The following is a 20,088-nucleotide window of genomic DNA, read 5'->3' on the forward strand; positions in this document are numbered from 1 at the left end:
CTCCTGAATTTATGGAGCCACTCTTTACCTGTCGCTAAACAGATGAAGGTGGCAGCTGTACGCAGGTTAGCGAACCGGTCTCAGGCACACCGGTAGACCCAAAGGTCTCCCGCATACAGCCGCCATAACGTAATTGCGGGCGAAAAGTCCCACAACGAAGCCACGAACGCTGATGCACTGAGTTGGTCCAGGTCGCTAAACCCGATCGCTGATTTGTCAGCGACCCGGAAACGATAGAACCCGGCCCCAAAGCGCACAAGCCGGCCGATTCTGGCGTACTTGTAGGCAAAGGCGCAAGGTTGCGTAGCCTGCGAGACGTGTCTGGAGGTGTCTTTTAAACAGCAGCGTTTAAAAAGCAAAATCTCGGTTGGAGGTCCTCGTGAAACGACGGTGTTCTTCTCCGGCTAGGGCGGTGCCGGGATTTTCTGAGGTTTTCGCCGAATTCGCTGGCCTCTTCGCGAGCAAGCTCTGCTCCTACGAGTTCTATGACGTATCCAGGATCTGTAGGAGCAAAGCTTGCTCGCGAAGGCGGCGGTCCGATCAGCAGAAATTCCCCGATCAACCCTCTCTGTTTCATCCGTTGGCAAAAGTTGGAAGGCTTCTTGCAGTAGCCGCTCTGCGTCTGTTTCAGGCGTCAAAAGTTTGCTTTAAAGGAACGGGGAAAACCGGTGGATCGCTCTCAGTTAATCAACAGTGCTCGCGCTAACGTCGCCGACTTGAGTCGGGGCAATCTGGGTGTGCCGCTGTTGCTGCTGGTCATGCTGGCCATGATGATGTTGCCGGTGCCGCCGTTCCTGCTGGACGTGTTTTTCACGTTCAACATTGCGTTGTCCATCGTCGTGTTGCTGGTCTGCGTCTACGCCTTGCGGCCGCTGGATTTCGCAGTGTTCCCGACCATTTTGCTGGTGGCGACGCTGATGCGCCTGGCGCTGAACGTGGCCTCCACGCGAGTGGTGATGCTCCACGGTCAGGAAGGGCATGCCGCCGCGGGTAAGGTGATCCAGGCCTTCGGTGAGGTGGTGATCGGCGGTAACTACGTGGTCGGTATCGTGGTCTTCGCGATTTTGATGATCATCAACTTCGTCGTAGTGACCAAGGGTGCCGGGCGGATTTCCGAGGTGAGCGCGCGCTTCACCCTCGACGCGATGCCCGGCAAACAGATGGCCATCGACGCCGACCTGAACGCCGGCCTGATCGATCAGAACCAGGCCAAACTGCGCCGGATGGAAGTCGCCCAGGAAGCCGAGTTCTACGGGTCCATGGACGGTGCCAGCAAGTTCGTGCGCGGTGACGCCATCGCCGGCCTGCTGATCCTGTTCATTAACCTGATCGGCGGCATGGCAGTCGGTATTTTCCAGCACGGCATGAGCTTCGGCGACGCTGGCAAGGTTTACGCGCTGTTGACCATCGGTGACGGTTTGGTGGCGCAATTGCCATCACTGTTGTTATCGACAGCGGCTGCGATCATGGTGACCCGTGCTTCCGGCTCGGAAGACATGGGCAAGCAGATCGGTCGCCAGATGTTCGCCTCGCCGAAAGCGTTGGCGGTGGCAGCCGGCCTGATGGCAGTGATGGGCCTGGTGCCCGGCATGCCGCACTTCTCCTTTCTCAGCATGGCGGCCCTGGCGGCCGGCGCTGCGTACCTGTTCTGGAAAAAGCAGAACGTGGTCAAGGTTCAGGCCTTGCAAGAGGTCAAGCGTCAGCAAGAGCTGCTGCCATCCCCGGCCCGCGCCCAGGAAACCAAGGAACTGGGCTGGGATGACGTGACCCCGATCGACATGATCGGCCTGGAAGTCGGCTATCGCCTGATTCCGCTGGTGGATCGCAATCAGGGTGGTCAGTTGCTCGCGCGGATTAAAGGCGTTCGTAAGAAGCTCTCCCAGGATTTGGGCTTCCTGATGCCGACTGTGCATATCCGTGACAACCTCGACCTGGCGCCAAGCGCTTATCGCCTGACCCTCATGGGCGTGATCCTCGCAGAAGCCGAGATTTACCCGGATCGCGAGCTGGCGATCAATCCGGGGCAGGTCTACGGCACGCTGAATGGCATTACCGCCAAAGATCCGGCTTTTGGTCTGGAGGCGGTCTGGATTGAAGTCAGCCAGCGCGCCCAAGCCCAGTCCCTCGGTTACACCGTGGTCGATGCCAGTACGGTAGTGGCGACCCACTTGAACCAGATTCTGTACAAACACTCCAGTGAGCTGATTGGCCACGAGGAAGTGCAGCAACTCATGCAATTGCTGGCCAAAAGCTCGCCAAAACTGGCAGAAGAGTTGGTGCCGGGCGTTGTTTCGCTGTCGCAGTTGCTCAAAGTCTTGCAGGCGTTGCTCGCCGAACAAGTGCCGGTACGGGACATTCGCAGCATTGCCGAGGCCATCGCCAACAATGCCGCCAAGAGTCAAGATACTGCCGCGCTGGTGGCCGCAGTGCGCGTCGGCGTATCCCGCGCTATCGTCCAAAGCATTGTAGGGACTGAGTCGGAGCTACCAGTTATCACTCTGGAGCCAAGGTTGGAACAGATATTGCTCAATAGTCTTCAGAAGGCAGGACAAGGCTCGGAAGAGGGCGTTCTGCTGGAGCCAAGCATGGCAGAGAAGCTGCAGCGTTCGTTGATCGATGCCGCGCAGCGTCAAGAGATGCAAGGTCAACCGGTGATTCTGCTGGTAGCCGGTCCGGTTCGCGCGATGCTTTCGCGATTCGGCCGACTGGCAGTCCCGGGTTTGCATGTGTTGGCTTACCAGGAAATTCCTGACAACAAGCAAGTGACCATCGTTGCGACAGTAGGGCCCAACGGCTGAGGTAGTGGTTTATGCAAGTTAAGCGTTTTTTCGCCGCCGATATGCGTCAGGCCATGAAACTGGTTCGTGATGAGCTGGGCGCTGATGCGGCCATTATTGGCAACCGCCGGATCGCCGGTGGTGTCGAGCTGACGGCAGCCCTGGATTACAAATTGTCGGCGCTGGCCCCGCGCGTTCCGAACATGGAACTCGAGGATGAGCTGCGCAAGACCCAGTCGCGCATCGTGACTGCCCAGGCCGAACTGAGCCTGCGCGGCGATGGCGAGACCGACGGTGACAAGACCACCAATCGCCAGTTGTTCGCCGGCTTGCCGTTGACCGCTGCCGAGCCATTGGTTGAGCCGACTTACGCCGCGCCGCGTCGTCAGGCACCGGCGCCTGCGCAAGCCTCCGGCGGCGTTGACCCACGGGCCTTCGATTCGATGCGTTTCGAGCTCAACAGCCTGCGCGAACTGATGGAAGTGCAACTCGGCTCCCTGGCCTGGAATCAGTTGCAAGGCAGCCGTCCGGCCCAGGCGAACCTGTGGCGTCGCCTGCAACGCATCGGCTTGTCCGGCCCGTTGTCGCGCGATCTGCTAGCGCTGATTACCGATATTGAAGAACCTCGTCAGGCCTGGCGCATGTTGCTGGCGCACCTGGCGCGGATGATCGCCACACCGGAAGTCGAGCCACTGGAAGAGGGCGGTGTGATTGCCATGGTCGGCCCTGCCGGCATGGGCAAGACCACCACGCTGGCCAAGCTCGCCGCCCGTTACGTGCTCAAGTACGGCGCGCAAAACATCGCGCTGGTGAGCATGGACAGCTACCGTATCGGTGCTCAGGAACAACTCAAGACATTGGGCCGGATTCTTAATGTGTCGGTGACCCACGTCGATCCGGGCCAGTCGCTGGTTCAGGCGCTGGACCCGCTGCTGCGTAAACGCGTGGTGCTGATCGATACTGCCGGCCTTCAGGCCAGCGATCCGGCATTGCGCATGCAGCTCGAAAGCCTGGCCGGTCGTGGCATCAAATCAAAAAATTATCTGGTCCTGGCAACCACCAGCCAGAAACAGGTTCTAACCGCCGCTTATCACAGTTACAAGCGTTGCGGGCTCGCTGGCTGCATCCTGACTAAACTGGATGAAACGGCGAGTCTGGGCGAGGTGTTGAGCCTGGCTATCAGTCATGAATTGCCGGTGGCTTACCTCACCGATGGTCCGCGTATCCCGGATGATTTGCATCTGCCGCGACGTCATCAGTTGGTCAGTCGCGCGGTCAGCGTGCAAATGCAGGAAGAACCCAGCGAAGAAGCCATGGCTGACATGTTCGCTGATATTTACCACAGCCCGACCAAGCAGGTTGGCTGAGGTACTAATGAACAGTTTTTGTACCTACATCGATGGTCTGCCATGCATTGTTCAGTTGATGAACGCGCAGCCAGTAATGTGGCCTCCGTCTATGCAAGACAAGGTAAAGAAATAACATGGGCAGCATGCATCCCGTACAGGTGATCGCGGTGACCGGCGGCAAAGGTGGCGTCGGGAAGACTAACGTGTCAGTGAACTTGTCCCTGGCTCTAGCTGAGCTCGGCCGGCGCGTCATGCTGCTGGATGCCGATCTGGGGCTGGCGAACGTCGACGTTCTGTTGGGACTGACGCCAAAACGTACCCTGGCCGACGTGATCGAAGGCCGCTGCGAGCTGCGCGACGTTCTGTTGCAAGGCCCGGGCGGTATTCGCATCGTCCCGGCCGCTTCCGGTACCCAGAGCATGGTTCATCTGAGCCCGGCCCAACATGCCGGCCTGATCCAGGCCTTCAGCGATATCGGCGACAACCTCGACGTACTCGTGATCGACACAGCTGCCGGTATTGGTGACTCGGTAGTCAGTTTTGTCCGCGCCGCCCAGGAAGTGTTGCTGGTGGTCTGCGATGAGCCGACCTCCATCACCGACGCCTACGCGCTGATCAAACTGCTGAATCGCGATTACGGCATGAACCGCTTCCGCGTCCTGGCCAATATGGCCCAGAGCCCGCAAGAAGGTCGCAACCTGTTCGCCAAGTTGACCAAGGTCACGGACCGCTTCCTCGACGTCGCCTTACAATACGTCGGCGCCGTGCCTTACGACGAAAGCGTGCGCAAGGCCGTGCAGAAGCAACGTGCCGTCTACGAAGCCTTCCCGCGCTCCAAGTGCGCCCTGGCGTTCAAGGCGATTGCACAGAAGGTCGACACCTGGCCACTGCCGGCCAACCCGCGCGGGCATCTGGAATTTTTCGTCGAGCGTCTCGTGCAACAGACCGCAGGACCCGTCCTATGACAGCCAGTGGCTACAACCTCTACAAGAAGTCGGCACGTGACTCGCAGTACGAGCTGATCGAGCGTTACGCGCCACTGGTTAAACGCATTGCTTACCACTTGCTGGCACGTTTGCCGGCCAGTGTTCAGGTGGAAGACCTGATCCAGGCCGGGATGATCGGCCTGCTTGAAGTATCGACCAAATACGACGCCAGCAAAGGCGCGAGTTTCGAGACGTACGCGGGCATTCGAATCCGCGGCGCGATGCTCGATGAAGTACGCAAAGGGGACTGGGCGCCACGTTCGGTCCACCGCAATACCCGCATGGTCAGCGACGCAATTCGCTCGATTGAAGCTAAAACCGGCCGTGACGCTAAAGATCACGAGGTTGCGGCCGAACTCCAATTGAGTCTCGACGATTATTACGGGATTTTGAACGACACCTTGGGCAGCCGCCTGTTCAGTTTCGACGACCTGTTGCAGGACGGCGAACACGAAGGGCTGCATGAGGACGGCGCCAGTGCTCATCTGGAGCCGTCACGCGATCTGGAAGATGAACGTTTCCAGGCTGCGTTGGCGGACGCGATTGCCAATTTGCCGGAGCGTGAGCGACTGGTGTTGGCGCTGTACTACGACGAAGAGCTGAACCTCAAGGAAATCGGTGAGGTCCTGGGGGTCAGCGAATCGCGTGTCAGCCAGTTACACAGCCAGTGCGCGGCCCGTTTGCGGGGGCGTTTGGGGGAGTGGCGAGCGCGCTGAAGGCAGTGTGGGGACACTGCGAACGAGGCTGGTGTGGTGTTGAACTGCAGCGGTCTCGATCTGTTGTGCTCCAGACAGTCATTTGAGTGCTTTGCCGGATTGATTGAAGTGGCGTGTCCAGGTGCTGGGCGCGTTTAAGACTGCTTGGAGGTCGAATTGGACAAGAACATGAAAATCCTCATCGTTGATGACTTCTCAACGATGCGGCGGATCATTAAAAACCTGTTGCGTGACCTTGGGTTCACCAACACGGTCGAGGCTGACGATGGCATCACTGCCATTCCGGTTCTCAACAGCGGCAGCATCGACTTTCTGGTAACGGACTGGAACATGCCTGGCATGACCGGTATCGATCTGCTGCGCCACGTGCGCGCCGATGAAAGACTCAAGCACCTGCCGGTGCTGATGGTGACTGCTGAAGCCAAGCGCGAGCAAATCATCGAAGCGGCCCAGGCCGGTGTAAACGGCTATGTGGTCAAACCCTTCACGGCCCAGGCGTTGAAAGACAAAATCGAGAAGATTTTCGAACGCATCGGTTGAGAAACTGCGCCACGGGGGAGCTATGGACCATAACGAATCTTCACAGGGCGACTTTGAGTCGACCCTGAAAAAACATGCCCGCGAACTGGTCGACAGCCTTGAAAAAGGCAAGTTTGGCGACGCTGTGCAACTGATCCATGAGCTCAATCAGACCCGTGACCGCGGCCTGTACCAGGAAGTGGGCAAGCTCACTCGTGAGCTGCATAGCGCGATCGTCAATTTTCAGATTGACCCGCACATGCCGCAAGCCGAGGAAGTTTCGCAGATCACGGACGCCACTGAGCGTCTGGGTTATGTGGTCAAGCTGACCGAGGCCGCTGCCAACCGCACCATGGACCTGGTGGAAAACGCCACGCCGCTGGTCAACAGCCTGAGCAATGAAGCCCAGGCGTTGAGCACCGACTGGGGACGGTTCATGCGTCGCGAAGTCGGGGCTGAAGAGTTCCGTGAGCTGGCGCGGCGGGTCGACGGTTTCCTGACACGCAGCAGCGAAGACAATCGCGTGGTGTCGAGCAACCTGAACGACATTCTGCTGGCTCAGGATTACCAGGACCTCACCGGTCAAGTGATCAAGCGCGTGACCCAATTGGTCACCGAAGTTGAAAGTAACCTGCTCAAGCTCGTGCTCATGGCCAGTCAGGTAGACCGCTTTGCGGGTATCGAACATGACCGTGAAGCGATGCTTGCTGAAAAAGATCCGCAAAAACATCTCTCTCAGGGTGAAGGTCCGCAGATTCATGCCGATAAAAGAGAAGATGTTGTGTCCGGTCAGGACGATGTGGACGATTTGTTATCCAGCCTAGGATTTTAGAGTTTTAGAATTTCAGGTTTTTTAGGTTTTTAGACCTTAGGAGCACCCCCTTAATGAGCTTCGGCGCCGATGAAGAGATCCTTCAGGATTTCCTGGTTGAGGCCGGCGAGATTCTAGAGCAGCTGTCCGAACAACTGGTTGAGCTGGAAAGCCGACCGGATGATGCGGACTTGCTCAATGCAATTTTTCGCGGTTTCCACACTGTAAAAGGGGGCGCCGGCTTCCTCCAGCTCAATGAGCTGGTGGAGTGCTGTCACATCGCCGAGAACGTGTTCGACATCCTGCGCAAGGGTGAACGACGCGTCGACTCGGAACTGATGGACGTGGTTCTCGAAGCGCTGGACGCAGTGAACGGCATGTTCACCGAAGTCCGCGAACGCAGTCCGATCACGGCTGCCACTCCAGAATTGCTTGCGGCACTGGCCCGTCTGGCCGAGCCGCAAAGCGCCGATGCAGCGGCTCCGGTTGCTGACGCGGTGGAAGAACCGGTCGCTGAAAGCGAGTCGGGCGACATTACCGATAACGAATTCGAACAACTGCTGGACTCGCTGAATGCCGTCAAGGCTCAGGCCGAGGCCCCGGCGGCTGCTCCTGCACCGGCCGCCGATGCATCGGCCAGCGACGAAATCACCGACGCCGAGTTCGAGTCGTTGCTCGACCAGTTGCATGGCAAAGGCCAGTTCGCGGTGGACGCTGTTGCGCCAGCCGCGCCAGCACCTGCGGCACCGGCCAAGGGTGACAGCTCCGACATCACCGACGACGAATTCGAAGCACTGCTCGATCAGTTGCATGGCAAGGGCAACTTTGCCGTTGATGCGCTGGAGTCGGCCATTGCCTCGGCGCCTGCGCCAGCCGCACCGGTTGCAGCGGCGGCCGGCAGCGATCTGATCAGCGATCACGAATTCGAATCGCTGCTCGACGAATTGCACGGCAAAGGCAAGTTCACTGAAGTGGGCACCGCCGCCGTGGGCAGTACCTCTGCCGTGGCGACGCCAGCCGCCAAAGCGCCGGCTGCTGCTGCGCCAAAACCTGCAGCCAAGCCCGAGCCAAAAGCCGAGGCGCCAAAACCGGCTGCCGCGGCGGCACCGGCTCCGGCCCGTGCTCCCGCGACTCCGCCTCCGGAAAAGCCGGCCAGCGAAGCCGAGACCACCGTGCGGGTTGATACCGCGCGGCTCGACGAAATCATGAACATGGTCGGCGAATTGGTACTGGTGCGTAACCGCTTGGTTCGCCTGGGCGCCAACAGTGCCGACGAGGCCATGTCCAAAGCTGTGTCGAACCTCGACGTGGTGACGGCTGACCTGCAAACCGCGGTCATGAAGACCCGGATGCAACCGATCAAGAAAGTCTTCGGGCGCTTCCCGCGCCTGGTTCGAGACCTGGCTCGCCAGCTCAAGAAAGAGATCAACCTGGAACTGGTCGGCGAAGAAACCGACCTCGACAAGAACCTCGTCGAGGCCCTGGCTGACCCGCTGGTCCACTTGGTGCGCAACGCGGTCGACCACGGCATCGAGTCGCCGGAAGAGCGCGAAGCGTCGGGCAAGGCCCGCGGCGGTGGCGTGATCCTGGCCGCTGAACAGGAAGGCGACCACATCCTGCTGTCGATCTCCGATGACGGCAAAGGTATGGACCCGAACGTCCTGCGTGCCATCGCGGTAAAACGCGGTGTGATGGACAAGGACGCGGCCGATCGCTTGAGCGAAACCGAGTGCTACAACCTGATTTTCGCACCAGGATTCTCGACCAAAACCGAGATCTCCGACGTGTCGGGTCGTGGCGTGGGCATGGACGTGGTGAAAACCAAGATTTCCCAGCTCAACGGTTCGATCAACATCTACTCGACCAAGGGCCTGGGCTCGAAGATCGTCATCAAGGTGCCGTTGACCCTGGCGATCATGCCGACGCTGATGGTCATGCTCGGCAACCAGGCGTTTGCGTTCCCGCTGGTGAACGTCAACGAGATCTTCCACCTCGACCTGTCGCGCACCAACGTGGTGGACGGCCAGGAAGTGGTGATCGTGCGGGACAAGGCCCTGCCCTTGTTCTACCTCAAACGCTGGCTGGTCAGCTCCGCCGCTCACGAAGAGCAGCGCGAGGGCCATGTGGTGATCCTGTCGGTGGGCACGCAGCGGATCGGCTTTGTCGTCGATCAACTGGTGGGCCAGGAAGAAGTGGTCATCAAGCCATTGGGCAAAATGCTTCAGGGAACCCCGGGCATGTCCGGCGCCACCATCACTGGTGACGGCCGCATCGCGCTGATTCTCGATGTCCCGAGCATGCTCAAGCGTTACGCCGCACGGCGTATTTGATTCTGGCGGGGCGGGGCGACTGAGCCTCGCTCCGTCTAATGGAGTGTTTATGGTAGTCAAAGTCCTGGTGGTGGACGATTCGGGGTTTTTCCGCCGCCGCGTCTCGGAAATTCTTTCAGCGGATTCGAACATCCAGGTTGTCGGTACGGCGACCAACGGAAAAGAGGCGATCGATCAGGCGCTGGCCCTCAAGCCAGACGTGATCACCATGGACTACGAGATGCCGATGATGGATGGCATCACGGCGGTGCGGCACATCATGCAGCGCTGTCCGACCCCGGTATTGATGTTCTCCTCGCTGACGCACGAAGGCGCCCGGGTCACCCTGGATGCGCTGGACGCTGGTGCGGTGGATTTCCTGCCGAAGAATTTCGAAGACATCTCCCGCAACCCGGAGAAGGTCAAGCAACTGCTGTGCGAGAAGATTCTCAGCATTTCGCGCAGTAACCGTCGCGCCAACACCTACACCGCCCCGGCCCCGGTCGCCGCGCCAGCCCCGACGCCTGCGCCTTCGAGCGCCAGCAGTTATGGCAGCAGCGCGCCTGTGCGTCCGGCACCGGCACCGATGCCAACTCGCAGCTATGCGCCTGCGTCGTCCAGCCCGTCGTCACCTGCGCCGAAACGCAAAGCCTACAAACTGGTGGCCATCGGCACGTCCACCGGCGGCCCGGTTGCCCTGCAACGGGTCTTGACCCAGTTGCCGGCCAACTTCCCGGCGCCGATCGTGTTGATCCAGCACATGCCGGCGGCCTTCACCAAGGCCTTCGCCGAGCGTTTGGACAAGCTCTGCCGCATCAGCGTCAAGGAAGCCGAGGATGGCGACATCCTGCGTCCTGGCCTGGCGTTGCTGGCGCCCGGTGGCAAGCAAATGATGATCGATGGCCGTGGCGCGGTGAAAATCCTGCCGGGTGACGAACGTCTGAACTACAAGCCGTGCGTGGACATCACGTTCGGTTCGGCAGCCAAGTCCTACGGCGACAAAGTTCTGGCGGTCGTATTGACCGGCATGGGCGCCGATGGTCGCGAAGGCGCACGCCTGCTCAAACAGGGCGGCAGTGCAATCTGGGCCCAGGACGAAGCGAGCTGCGTGATCTACGGCATGCCGATGGCCATCGTCAAAGCTGATCTGGCGGACGCGATTTACAGCCTGGACGACATTGGCAAGCACCTGGTTGAGGCCTGTATCTGATGGATGTACTCAGCCTGATCGGGATCATCATGGCGTTTGTCGCCATCATCGGCGGCAACTACCTTGAAGGCGGTCACCTCGGCGCACTGGCCAACGGCCCGGCGGCGTTGATCGTCATCGGTGGGACCATCGGTGCGGCGTTGTTGCAATCGCCGATGAGCGCTTTCAAGCGCGCCATGCAGATCCTTGCCTGGATCCTGTTTCCACCGCGTGTGGATCTGGCCGGTGGCATCGATCGCGTCGTGAACTGGAGCTTGACCGCCCGCAAGGAAGGTTTGCTGGGGTTGGAAGGAGTGGCGGACGCCGAACCGGATAACTACTCGCGCAAAGGCCTTCAATTGCTGGTGGACGGCGCGGAGCCGGAAGCGATTCGCAGCATCCTGGAAGTGGATTTCTACACCCAGGAAAGCCGCGACATTGAAGCCGCCAAAGTCTTTGAAAGCATGGGCGGCTACGCGCCGACCATCGGCATCATCGGTGCGGTGATGGGCTTGATCCACGTCATGGGCAACCTGGGCGATCCATCGCAACTGGGCAGCGGCATCGCCGTCGCCTTCGTCGCCACCATCTACGGCGTGGCCAGTGCCAACCTGGTGTTGCTGCCGGTCGCGTCCAAGCTCAAGTCCATCGCATTGCGTCAGTCGCGTTATCGCGAAATGTTGTTGGAAGGGATTCTGTCGATCGCCGAAGGTGAAAACCCTCGCTCTATTGAGTTGAAGCTTCAGGGCTTCATGGATTGATGGGAGACATGGACCATGGCACGTCGTCGCCAACCTGAAGAACACGTCAATCACGAACGCTGGCTGGTGTCCTATGCGGACTTCATCACCTTGCTGTTTGCGTTCTTCGTGGTGATGTACTCGATCTCTTCGATCAACGAAGGCAAGTACAAAGTCATTTCGGAAGCGTTGATCGGCGTGTTCACCGACTCGGATCGCGCCGTCAAGCCGATCCCGGTGGGTGAAGAGCGGCCGATGACGGTGACCCCGGCCAAGCCGTTGGTCAAAGACGCCGAACAGATTGATGCCGGCATCGCCGGTGCCAGCGATCCGCTCAAAAGCATTGCCGATGACATCAGCGCTGCGTTTGGCGACCTGATCAGCTCCAACCAGATGACCGTGCGTGGCAACGAACTGTGGGTCGAGATCGAACTCAATTCCAGCCTGTTGTTCGGCAGCGGCGACGCGATGCCCAGCGACATCGCCTTCAACATCATCGACAAGGTCGCGGCGATCCTGAAGCCGTTTGACAACCCGATCCACGTTGAAGGCTTTACCGACGATCAACCGATCCGCACCTCGCAGTACCCGACCAACTGGGAGCTGTCCTCGGCTCGTTCGGCGAGCATCGTGCGCATGCTGGCGATGCAAGGTGTCAACCCTGGCCGCCTGGCGTCGGTGGGTTACGGCGAATTCCAGCCTGTGGCCAACAACGCCACGGCAGAAGGCCGGGCGCGCAACCGTCGGGTGGTGCTGGTGGTGTCGCGAAATCTCGATGTACGCCGCAGCCTCACCGGTACCGGAACCGCCAATGCGAAACCGGATGCCGCGTTGAAGCGTGCTGGCACACAAACTGCACCGACCCCGGTCAAGTCGCCGGGACGAGAGAGCGCCGTCAATTCTCCGTCACCCGCATTAATACGTTGAGCTATTTCTCGGTCGGCGTTATCGACCGGGAGGAATATCCGAATGAGAGTCTGGGCAGTTGCCAATCAAAAGGGTGGTGTTGGTAAAACCACTTCCTCTATCGCTTTAGCCGGTTTGCTGGCCGAGGCGGGGAAACGTGTGGTCATGGTTGATCTCGACCCACACGGCTCGATGACCAGCTATTTCGGCTACGACCCCGACAGCCTGGAACACAGCAGCTACGACCTGTTCCTGCACAAGGGCAGCGTGCCTCAGGGCTTGCCCGGTCAGTTGTTGATGCCCACCAGTCACGAAAATATTTCGCTGTTGCCGTCGAGCACCGCACTGGCGACCCTTGAGCGTCAGTCGCCAGGCCAAAGTGGCCTGGGCCTGGTGATCGCCAAGAGTCTGGCGCAATTGTGGCAAGACTTTGATTACGCCGTGATCGACAGCCCGCCGTTGCTCGGTGTGTTGATGGTCAACGCCTTGGCCGCGAGCCAGCAGTTGGTGATCCCGGTGCAGACCGAGCATCTGGCCGTCAAAGGCCTTGAGCGCATGGTCAACACCCTGGCGATGATCAACCGTTCGCGCAAACAAGCGTTGCCGTTCACCATCGTCCCGACCCTGTTCGATCGCCGGACCCAGGCGTCCCTCGGGACCCTGCGCGTGTTGCGCGACAAATACCCGGAAGAAATTTGGCAAGGTTACATCCCGGTCGATACCCGTCTGCGCGATGCCAGCCGGGCCGGGGTCACGCCTTCGCAATTCGACGGCAAGAGCCGTGGCGTTCTGGCTTACCGCGCACTGCTCAAGCATCTGCTGACCGCACAACTCGTTCCGGCGGTGGCCTGACATGAACCCAATTCGCGTAGGAGCTGCCGCAGGCTGCGATCTTTTGATCCTGCTTTGTGACACCTTCGAATCCGCCAAAAGATCGCAGCCTTCGGCAGCTCCTACACAGGTGCGCGCATGAACCGGCCGGTGAAGGTCACCTCGCGTCCGCAACTGGCGCTCCAGTCTTATCTGGACAGCTTGCTGATGGAGGCGACTGAAGAGTTGCTGCCGGAAGTCGAGGCGGTTTCTGAAGTCGTTGAGGTTGTCGCAGTCGTCGAGGCCGAGGCCGCACTGGACGAGTTCCAGTTGGCGGTGCTCGAAGAACAGGCCCGTGATGCGCGGCCACCGGCGACCGTTGCCGCGCCAGCCGTTGCGCCCGTCGTTGAAAAAGCACCGGTTGCCGTGATCGAAGCCCCGGCACCGATCCTGGCGCCGGTATCGACCATCGCACCGCTGCTACAAGCCTTGGTGCCGCCGGTGGTCGAAGTCCACTTGCCGCCGAGCAACACGCCGCCACCGGTGGAAACCGATGGCCGCCCGTCTTGGGCTGCCGAGCCGTTCGAATGCCTGTTGTTCGATGTCGCCGGGCTGACCCTGGCTGTGCCGCTGGTGTGCCTGGGCTCGATTTATTCCCTGGCCGGCCACGAACTGACGCCCCTGTTTGGTCAGCCGGAATGGTTCCTCGGGATCCTGCCGAGCCAGGCCGGCAACCTGAAAGTGCTGGATACCGCACGCTGGGTCATGCCGGACCGTTACCGCGATGACTTCCGCCAAGGCCTGCAATACGTTATTTCGGTGCAGGGCTACGAGTGGGGGTTGGCGGTGCATCAAGTCAGCCGCTCGTTGCGCCTGGACCCGAACGAAATCAAATGGAGAAGTCATCGAGGTCAGCGGCCATGGCTCGCCGGCACGGTGATTGAGCACATGTGTGCATTGCTGGACGTTTCCGCACTGGCCGAATTGATCGCCAGCGGTGGGGCAAAGCACATGGGCGGCAGTAAGCCGCTACATAAACCGACATAGCAGCCGACATAACAAGTAGGCGACGGCATTGTTGAATGCCGCCACACAGACACACACCGCCAAGCGCGGTTTTCTAGGGGTCAGGTATGAGCAGTCAAGCGACGAATGCAAAAGGTTCTGAAGATCCGATCCTGCAATGGGTAACCTTCAAACTGGACAATGAAACCTACGGCATCAACGTGATGCGCGTTCAGGAAGTCCTGCGTTACACCGAAATCGCCCCGGTCCCGGGTGCCCCGAGCTACGTGCTGGGCATCATCAACCTGCGCGGTAACGTGGTCACCGTGATCGACACCCGTCAGCGCTTTGGCCTGATGAACGCCGAGATCAGCGACAACACCCGTATCGTCATCATCGAAGCCGACAAGCAAGTGGTCGGGATCATGGTCGACAGCGTCGCCGAAGTGGTTTACCTGCGTCAGTCGGAAATCGAGACGGCGCCGAACGTCGGTAACGAAGAATCCGCCAAGTTCATCCAAGGCGTGTGCAACAAGAACAACGAACTGCTGATCCTGGTCGAACTCGACAAGATGATGAGCGAAGAAGAATGGTCGGATCTGGAGAACATCTGATTGATTCTTGAGGTTGCGGTCATTGTCCTGTTCCTGTTTTGGGCAGGCACGCTGGCGATGTTCCTGGCGTACATTCGCGGTCAGCGGCTGATCGCCGCGCAACAGGCCGAGGGCGATGCGCTGCGCGATCAGCGCATCAAGGACCTGGCCAAGCGCGTCGACAACTACCAGAACGGCAACGTGCGCATGGGTGAAGACCTGCACGAACTGCGTGCGGTGGTCGGCCCATTGCCGGACAAAATTGTTCAACTGGAACAGCGCGATCCATCGAGCCTGTCGTTCGCCCAAGCAGCGAAACTGGTGGGGATGGGCGCAAGCGTTGATGAACTGACTCAGTCGTGTGGCTTGACCCAGGCTGAGGCGGAGTTGATGCGTAAACTTCACAAGAACTGAAATCGCTATCGCGAGCAGGCTCACTCCTACATTTGAAATGCGTTCCAATGTAGGAGTGAGCCTGCTCGCGATGGGGCCCTCAAATCCTCAGTAATCATCCCCACGCTCGGTCACATCCTTCTCGACCACCGGCGCGTTCGGATCCTGCCCCTCCGGGAATTTCCCCTTCAGATTCCACGCAAACGCAATAATCTCGGCAATCGTGCGATATAACTCCTGCGGAATACTGTCCCCCAGTTCCATCCGCGCCAGCAGCCTCACCAGTTCGGGGTTCTCATAGATCGGCACTTCGTATTCGCGGGCAATCTTCAGAATAGCTTCGGCCAGTTCTTCGTCACCCTTGGCAGTGAGGGTCGGGGCGTGGCTGCCGTCGTATTTGAGGGCGATGGCCTGGCGTGGGGTGTTGGGGTTGTTCATGCGGTTTCGTCGACCCAGCGTTGTTCGAGGCGGGTTTGGCTGCCCTGGGGCGGCGTGCCGAGGTGGCAATCCAGATCGCCGACGTTCAGGCCGGATGCCAGCAAACGCTCACGCAGCGCTGCCAGGTTACTTTCGATCAGGCTTGCGGTGTATGGCCGTTCGGCCCATAGCTGGCTGGACAGGCTGCCCTCGATCAACTGTGCCTGAATCTGCAGCGGGCCAAGCGGTTCGAGGTCGAATGCCAACTCTACCCGCCATAACTGTTGTTTTGGCTCGCGTTCTTCACGGCGTTCGTTTTGCTGCTCTTTTTCCGGGGCTTCTTCGCGCTGGAACTTGACCTGCAACGGGACGATGTTCTGCATATTGCGCATCGGAATTTCAAGCTGCCAGGTGCTCAGCAGCCGCCCATCGTCGGTGACACCGGTCTGTTCCAGGCTCGACAGTTGGTGGCTTTGCAGGCGCGAAACCGCCGCAGCCGCCAGGCGCAGCAAGAGTTCAAGGTCGCCTTCACCCTCCTGGCTTTGCAACAAGCGTTCGGGCAGCGGAAAACTGGTCGGCAGCGGTTTGGCGCTGACCTGACCGAGCATGCCCAGCGCGCTGCGCACAAAGCTTGGCATTGCCTGGGCCAGGGTATTGGCGGCGATGATCGCGGTGAGGTTGGTGTTGGCCGGGGTCAGTTGCGCGATCAGCTTGAGCAGATCGGCTTTCAGGTCCGGGGCCTGTGTCGGGTTTTGGCCGGTGAGCAATTTCGTTTCGAGGAACAGTCCACTGCTGAGCAACGCCTGAGCCAGGCCTTTGGGCGTGCTCAGTTGCTGAACGTCCGGCAGGCTGGCGAGCAACTTGTTCACGGCGGCTTGCAGGTCGTCGGACGTTTCATCGGACTGCGGCAGGTTCTGCAAAGCGCTGAGCAGACCATCGAGCGAACCCTGGCGACTCTGCTGGGTGTTCAACTGCTGCGACACCGCCAACTGGTCCTGGCGATTGCTCAGCGGCAGGAATTTCAAGGTTTGCGTGTCCTGTACCAACGCGCTGAGCAAGGTGCCGATGCGCAGCGGTTGCGGGCTGTCGATGGTCAGCGTGCTGCCGCTCAGTGCGGTGTTGAGCAGACTCACCAGCGAGCGAAACACAGTCGGCTGGCCCGGCGTCTGCGGCAACACCTGAGAAGTCAGTACTTTGCCTTGCAGCAACGTGCCGACCGGCAGTTGCGCGGTGTCGATGCGGGTGAGGGTGGCCACGCTGGAGGCAATCGCCTGTTGCACCGTAATCGCCAGGTTGCTGGCGGACGGCTGGGTGATCGCCAGGTTGGTGCCTGTTGGTAGCGGTTGTGTGCTGGTGGCCTGGACCGTGGTCTGGCGGCCGCTGTCGAGGGTGACTTTGAGCAGCAATTGAAAGGACTGATCCGCTTGCTTGAGCGACAGCACTTCAGCGTTGGCAGTCTGGCCGGGCGTGATCAGGCCCTCCATCGGCGTCAGCAGCTTGAGCAAGTCGCCACTGACCACCAGCGGGCGGGTGACGGCCGGCGTGGTCTGGGGCAGCGGGAGGATGTTCATTTCGCCTGTCATACGCGGTCACAACCTTGGGAAAATGCGCTCTTTAGAGTAAGGCATGGCATGTATAATGCCGGCCGTCTTTCAGGGAGCGGTGAAAACATTGCAATTGTTTTGACGCAGCTCTCTAAAACAGGCCGCCAATGCATCTATGCTGCATCACTTTAGCGGCCGCGCCACTGCCGACTTGAACCGCCGATTTGAACCGCCGATTTGAAACGAAAAGGCCCGTGATCTCTTGAACAGTCCACTCCTGCAAACCGTCGACCTCGCCTGTGAGCGAGACCTTCGGCTGCTCTTCGAAAATCTCGAATTGAGACTGTCCAGTGGCGAAATGGTGCAGGTCAGCGGTCCGAACGGCAGCGGCAAGACCAGTTTGTTGCGTTTACTGTCCGGGCTGATGCAGCCGACCGCCGGTCAGGTGCTGCTCAATGGCCAGCCGCTGAATGAACAACGCAGCGAACTGGCGCGCAACCTGCTGTGGATCGGCCATGCCGCTGGGATCAAGGATTTGCTGACGCCGGAGGAAAATCTCAGCTGGCTCTGCGCCCTGCATCAACCGGCGACCCACGAGGCCATCTGGCAAGCGCTGGCTGCTGTCGGACTGCGCGGTTTCGAGGATGTTCCCTGCCACAGCTTGTCCGCCGGCCAGCAACGCCGTGTAGCCCTGGCACGGCTTTACCTCGACAGCCCGCCGTTGTGGATTCTCGATGAACCCTTCACCGCGCTCGATAAACAGGGCGTGGCGCAACTCGAAGAACACCTGGCCGGCCACTGCGAACGCGGCGGCATGGTGGTGTTGACCACCCACCACACGCTGACCCGGATGCCGGCCGGCTATCGCGATATTGATCTGGGGAACTGGGCCGTATGAGTGTTTTCGGCCTGTTGGTCGCCCGTGAGGCTCGTCTGTTGTTCCGCCGTCCTGCGGAGCTGGCCAATCCGCTGGTATTCTTCGCCATCGTGGTGTCGATGTTCCCGCTGGCGGTCGGCCCCGAGTCTCAATTGTTGCAAACCTTGTCTCCGGGACTGGTCTGGGTAGCGGCCCTTTTATCGGTTTTACTCTCGCTGGACGGGCTTTTCCGCAGTGATTTCGAAGACGGATCGCTTGAACAGTGGGTCCTTTCGCCGCACCCCCTGGCTCTTCTGGTTTTGGCCAAGGTACTGGCACACTGGGCCTTCTCTGGCCTGGCACTGGTTTTGCTCGCTCCACTGTTGGCGTTGATGCTCGGTTTGCCTGCCGCTTGTCTGCCGGTGTTGCTGCTTTCTTTATTGCTCGGTACACCGGTACTGAGCCTGCTCGGTGCGGTGGGCGCGGCGCTGACGGTTGGATTGAAGCGCGGCGGCCTGTTGCTGGCGTTGCTGATTCTGCCGCTGTACATCCCGGTGTTGATTCTTGGCAGTGGCGCCTTGCAGGCCGCACTCCAAGGCATGCCGGCGACCGGTTATCTCCTGTGGCTTGGTAGCCTGACCGCCCTGGCGATAACCCTGACACCTTTTGCAATAGCCGCTGGCCTGAAGATCAGCGTCGGCGAATAATGAGGTCTGGTTGTTTTTTAGCCAGTAAAGACCCTTGGCTCTTCTATAGCGAAGAGCAACCGTGATGGAAACAGTAATGACCTGGACCTGGTTTCATAAGCTCGGCTCGCCCAAATGGTTTTACGGCATCAGTGGCAAACTGCTGCCGTGGCTGAGCGTCGCGGCGTTGCTGCTGATTGGTGTCGGCGTGGTCTGGGGCCTGGCCTTCGCGCCACCGGACTACCAGCAAGGCAACAGCTTTCGCATCATCTATATCCACGTTCCGGCCGCCATGTTGGCGCAGTCCTGCTATGTGATGCTGGCGGTGTGCGGCGTGGTCGGGCTGGTCTGGAAGATGAAACTGGCCGATGTCGCCCTGCAATGCGCGGCACCGATTGGCGCCTGGATGACCGCCGTGGCGCTGGTCACCGGGGCGATCTGGGGCAAACCGACCTGGGGCTCGTGGTGGGTCTGGGATGCACGACTGACGTCCATGCTGATTCTGCTGTTTCTGTACTTCGGTCTCATTGCGCTGGGCAACGCCATCAGCAATCGTGACAGCGCGGCCAAGGCTTGCGCGGTGCTGGCGATTGTCGGCGTGATCAACATCCCGATCATCAAATACTCGGTGGAGTGGTGGAACACCCTGCACCAGGGCGCGACGTTCAGCCTCACCGAAAAACCGGCGATGCCTGCCGAGATGTGGCTGCCACTGCTGCTGACGGTGCTGGGCTTCTACTGTTTCTTCGGCGCGGTGCTGTTGCTGCGCATGCGTCTTGAAGTGCTCAAGCGCGAAGCCCGGGCGAGCTGGGTGAAAGCCGAAGTGCAGAACAGTCTGGAGGCGGCTCGATGAGTTTTGCTTCATTCGGCGACTTCCTCGCCATGGGCCATCATGCCCTGTATGTCTGGTCGGCCTATGGCATCTGCCTGGCGGTACTGGCCCTCAACGTGGCGGCGCCAATCCTGGCCCGCAAGCGGTATCTGCAACAAGAGGCGCGTCGTTTGCGCCGGGAGAACGGCAAGTGAATCCGCTGCGCAAAAAGCGTCTTATCATCATTCTCGCGATCCTGGTCGGTGTCGGCGCTGCCGTTGGCCTGGCGCTGAGCGCCCTGAAAGAGAACATCAATCTGTTTTACACCCCGACCCAGATCGCCAACGGCGAAGCCCCGCAAGACACGCGCATCCGCGCTGGCGGCATGGTCGAGAAAGGTTCGCTGCAACGTTCCGGCGATTCCCTGGACGTGAGATTCATCGTCACTGACTTCAACAAGTCCGTGACCATCACCTATCGTGGCATCCTTCCGGACCTGTTCCGCGAAGGGCAGGGCATTGTGGCCCTGGGCAAAATCAACGCCGATGGCGTGGTGGTGGCCGACGAAGTGCTGGCCAAGCACGATGAGAAGTACATGCCGCCAGAAGTGACCAAGGCCCTGAAAGACAGCGGTCAGTCGGCGCCTACCCAAGCCAAAGAGGGTTGATTTG

The 20,088-nt window shown here is 59.9% G+C and carries 21 protein-coding genes; 19 read left to right on the forward strand and 2 right to left on the reverse strand.

Translation table 11 applies throughout. From position 1 onward, the window contains the following. Positions 1-668 precede the first annotated feature (668 nt). From flhA to JFT87_RS12935, 14 genes are all read left to right on the forward strand, one after another. The gene (flhA, locus tag JFT87_RS12870) at positions 669-2,798 is read left to right on the forward strand and encodes a flagellar biosynthesis protein FlhA (RefSeq protein WP_201201798.1); all 2,130 of its coding nucleotides are present in this window, start codon (positions 669-671) and stop codon (positions 2,796-2,798) included. An 11-nt stretch (positions 2,799-2,809) separates the two neighbouring features. Beyond that, positions 2,810-4,144: a flagellar biosynthesis protein FlhF gene (gene flhF / locus JFT87_RS12875; protein WP_201201799.1), complete on the forward strand. Its 1,335-nt coding sequence runs from the start codon at positions 2,810-2,812 to the stop codon at positions 4,142-4,144. Between the two features lie 116 nt (positions 4,145-4,260). Beyond that, positions 4,261-5,091: a flagellar synthesis regulator FleN gene (fleN, locus tag JFT87_RS12880; RefSeq protein ID WP_003222917.1), complete on the forward strand. Its 831-nt coding sequence runs from the start codon at positions 4,261-4,263 to the stop codon at positions 5,089-5,091. Further along, positions 5,088-5,828, forward strand: coding sequence for an RNA polymerase sigma factor FliA (gene fliA, locus JFT87_RS12885; protein WP_085716996.1), 741 nt, complete (start codon positions 5,088-5,090; stop codon positions 5,826-5,828). Before fleN ends, fliA begins: the two co-directional genes overlap by 4 nt. A gap of 168 nt (positions 5,829-5,996) precedes the next feature. Next, a complete protein-coding gene (locus JFT87_RS12890) occupies positions 5,997-6,368 on the forward strand; it encodes a chemotaxis response regulator CheY (RefSeq protein WP_201194993.1) in 372 nt (123 codons plus the stop codon). 22 nt (positions 6,369-6,390) lie between these two features. Next, the gene (locus tag JFT87_RS12895) at positions 6,391-7,179 is read left to right on the forward strand and encodes a protein phosphatase CheZ (RefSeq protein WP_201201800.1); all 789 of its coding nucleotides are present in this window, start codon (positions 6,391-6,393) and stop codon (positions 7,177-7,179) included. A 53-nt stretch (positions 7,180-7,232) separates the two neighbouring features. Beyond that, positions 7,233-9,488 (forward strand): chemotaxis protein CheA, encoded by a 2,256-nt coding sequence (locus JFT87_RS12900; RefSeq protein ID WP_201201801.1) that lies wholly within the window; start codon positions 7,233-7,235, stop codon positions 9,486-9,488. Positions 9,489-9,537: 49 nt separating this feature from the next. Continuing rightward, positions 9,538-10,677, forward strand: a complete 1,140-nt coding sequence (locus tag JFT87_RS12905) for a protein-glutamate methylesterase/protein-glutamine glutaminase (RefSeq protein WP_201201802.1) — start codon at positions 9,538-9,540, stop codon at positions 10,675-10,677. Beyond that, complete coding sequence (locus JFT87_RS12910; protein WP_201201803.1) at positions 10,677-11,417, forward strand: flagellar motor protein; 741 nt, start codon at positions 10,677-10,679, stop codon at positions 11,415-11,417. Before JFT87_RS12905 ends, JFT87_RS12910 begins: the two co-directional genes overlap by 1 nt. A 15-nt stretch (positions 11,418-11,432) precedes the next feature. Continuing rightward, positions 11,433-12,323 (forward strand): flagellar motor protein MotD, encoded by an 891-nt coding sequence (gene motD / locus JFT87_RS12915; RefSeq protein ID WP_201201804.1) that lies wholly within the window; start codon positions 11,433-11,435, stop codon positions 12,321-12,323. Positions 12,324-12,365: 42 nt separating this feature from the next. Beyond that, positions 12,366-13,154 (forward strand): ParA family protein, encoded by a 789-nt coding sequence (locus JFT87_RS12920; protein ID WP_201201806.1) that lies wholly within the window; start codon positions 12,366-12,368, stop codon positions 13,152-13,154. A 117-nt stretch (positions 13,155-13,271) separates the two neighbouring features. After that, positions 13,272-14,159 carry a CheW domain-containing protein gene (locus tag JFT87_RS12925; protein ID WP_201201807.1) on the forward strand — a complete coding sequence of 296 codons (888 nt, stop codon included), beginning with the start codon at positions 13,272-13,274 and terminating at the stop codon, positions 14,157-14,159. Between the two features lie 86 nt (positions 14,160-14,245). Then, positions 14,246-14,731 carry a chemotaxis protein CheW gene (locus JFT87_RS12930; protein WP_010456928.1) on the forward strand — a complete coding sequence of 162 codons (486 nt, stop codon included), beginning with the start codon at positions 14,246-14,248 and terminating at the stop codon, positions 14,729-14,731. Beyond that, complete coding sequence (locus tag JFT87_RS12935; RefSeq protein WP_201201808.1) at positions 14,732-15,124, forward strand: DUF2802 domain-containing protein; 393 nt, start codon at positions 14,732-14,734, stop codon at positions 15,122-15,124. 87 nt (positions 15,125-15,211) lie between these two features. Here JFT87_RS12935 and JFT87_RS12940 read toward each other — a convergent pair whose 3' ends face one another. Both JFT87_RS12940 and fliK read right to left on the reverse strand, forming a co-directional pair. Next, positions 15,212-15,541, reverse strand: a complete 330-nt coding sequence (locus tag JFT87_RS12940; RefSeq protein ID WP_201201809.1) for an EscU/YscU/HrcU family type III secretion system export apparatus switch protein — start codon at positions 15,539-15,541, stop codon at positions 15,212-15,214. Next, on the reverse strand, positions 15,538-17,103 hold the full coding sequence (gene fliK, locus JFT87_RS12945) for a flagellar hook-length control protein FliK (protein WP_201201810.1): 1,566 nt from the start codon (positions 17,101-17,103) through the stop codon (positions 15,538-15,540). Before fliK ends, JFT87_RS12940 begins: the two co-directional genes overlap by 4 nt. A gap of 223 nt (positions 17,104-17,326) precedes the next feature. On the opposite strand from fliK, the gene ccmA reads away from it, so the two are divergent. From ccmA to ccmE, 5 genes are all read left to right on the forward strand, one after another. Next, a complete protein-coding gene (ccmA, locus tag JFT87_RS12950; RefSeq protein ID WP_201201811.1) occupies positions 17,327-17,962 on the forward strand; it encodes a cytochrome c biogenesis heme-transporting ATPase CcmA in 636 nt (211 codons plus the stop codon). Beyond that, a complete protein-coding gene (ccmB, locus tag JFT87_RS12955) occupies positions 17,959-18,627 on the forward strand; it encodes a heme exporter protein CcmB (protein ID WP_201194979.1) in 669 nt (222 codons plus the stop codon). The genes ccmA and ccmB overlap by 4 nt, the downstream gene beginning before the upstream one ends. Positions 18,628-18,703: 76 nt before the next feature. Then, positions 18,704-19,459, forward strand: coding sequence for a heme ABC transporter permease (locus JFT87_RS12960; RefSeq protein ID WP_201201812.1), 756 nt, complete (start codon positions 18,704-18,706; stop codon positions 19,457-19,459). Then, complete coding sequence (gene ccmD / locus JFT87_RS12965) at positions 19,456-19,632, forward strand: heme exporter protein CcmD (protein ID WP_008145547.1); 177 nt, start codon at positions 19,456-19,458, stop codon at positions 19,630-19,632. The genes JFT87_RS12960 and ccmD overlap by 4 nt, the downstream gene beginning before the upstream one ends. After that, positions 19,629-20,084 carry a cytochrome c maturation protein CcmE gene (gene ccmE, locus JFT87_RS12970; protein WP_201201813.1) on the forward strand — a complete coding sequence of 152 codons (456 nt, stop codon included), beginning with the start codon at positions 19,629-19,631 and terminating at the stop codon, positions 20,082-20,084. Before ccmD ends, ccmE begins: the two co-directional genes overlap by 4 nt. Positions 20,085-20,088: the final 4 nt, after the last annotated feature.

It is taken from the genome of Pseudomonas sp. TH15 (assembly GCF_016651105.1).
GTDB lineage: Bacteria > Pseudomonadota > Gammaproteobacteria > Pseudomonadales > Pseudomonadaceae > Aquipseudomonas.